This is a genomic window from Rhizobium sp. RU35A (assembly GCF_900156005.1).
GTDB lineage: Bacteria > Pseudomonadota > Alphaproteobacteria > Rhizobiales > Rhizobiaceae > Neorhizobium > Neorhizobium straminoryzae.
The window spans coordinates 1-1,281 of sequence record NZ_FTMR01000049.1 but is presented as its reverse complement, the minus strand read 5'-3'; the positions used below and the strand labels follow the sequence as shown (position 1 = coordinate 1,281).

Sequence of the window (1,281 nt, the reverse complement as noted above, 5' to 3'; positions counted from 1 at the left end):
GCGCTGAACCCATCGCAAACCTCCTGTTTGCCACAGAGATTCAGATTCGTCCGCTTTTGGGAATCCCACGGGTCGGCATCAACGACGGTTGGTATAACAACCTGTCGAAATCACCCACCTCTTTTTGAGGCAGTCTCTGAGCGCGCTTGCAGCAGAACGCGCTTTGCTCTTTCGTACATCCGGCGTTTAATGAGTTTTAAGCGTGTGATCTCCCCTTCCGTTTCCCGTTCTACCACGGCGAGATGATAGCGTTTCTTAAAGCGTCGAGGTTCTTTTTGAGTTCCACTCATAGATGTAGGTGTACAAAGTCGTCGCCGTCTACTATGCCGACGGGCGTAAAAATACTTGGCGGTGCAATGGCGTCTTGCATCGCCCCTTTTGGAAAGGTGTTGATAATGAAAGTGCTAGAACTTATCATCGAACGAATTATAATTTCAAGCCGATGGCTTTTGGTCATCTTTTATATCGGACTGGCCATTGCACTTGGTGTGTATGCTCTTTCTTTTGGATATAAACTGACAAAGGTGGCATTTAGCGTCTTCAGCGCCGATGAGAGCGACATGATCCTTTCGATGCTTGGTCTGATTGATGCGGCACTCGTTGCAAGCTTGGTCGTCATGGTGATGATCTCCGGATATGAAAACTTTGTCAGCCGTTTCGATGAGGCCGAAAAAAGCGGAGAAATATCGTTTCTTGGGAAGCTAGATTCCGGCAGCCTAAAGATAAAGGTTGCGTCATCTATTGTTGCAATCTCTTCGATCCACCTTTTGCAGGTTTTCCTCAATGCCGATCATTATGATGACGGAAAGCTGCTATGGCTCACCGTTATCCATCTTGCGTTCGTCGGCTCTGCAGTCATGCTCGGTTATCTCGAAAAGCTGATGAAGAGGACGGACTGACTCGGCTACATAGCGACCTATTTATGAGACCTGTGTGTACAGAAACGGTATTCACCTGACAGTGCCTCGTCTTGAAGCGGGTTCAGGCGGTGCGGGTTTCGGGTTGCATTGAAGTCTGTTTCTGGGGTGTTGTCAGCGTACCTCCTTTGGTTTTTTGCGGTGTTGTTACGGGCTCTTTTTTCAGCCCGTCGATGTAGGCTTGGCGCGGTGTGCGGCCTGCCATGTTGCGACCCTAGTGGGGGCGCTTGGTGTTTTAGAGCACGTCCATTGAACTCGGAATCGGATTGAGGATTCCGTTACGGTGCAATTTCTGATTCCATGATCCGACTGGTGATTTGGTCGGAGGCAATATGACCCGCGCTTTCAGCGATGATCTTCGCAG

The 1,281-nt window shown here is 49.4% G+C and carries 1 protein-coding gene; it reads left to right on the top strand.

Annotated features, from left to right (window positions below; all coding sequences use genetic code 11):
• Positions 1–395 precede the first annotated feature (395 nt).
• Positions 396–899: a TIGR00645 family protein gene (locus F3H95_RS26980; RefSeq protein WP_149748245.1), complete on the top strand. Its 504-nt coding sequence runs from the start codon at positions 396–398 to the stop codon at positions 897–899.
• The last annotated feature ends 382 nt before the right edge of the window (positions 900–1,281 follow it).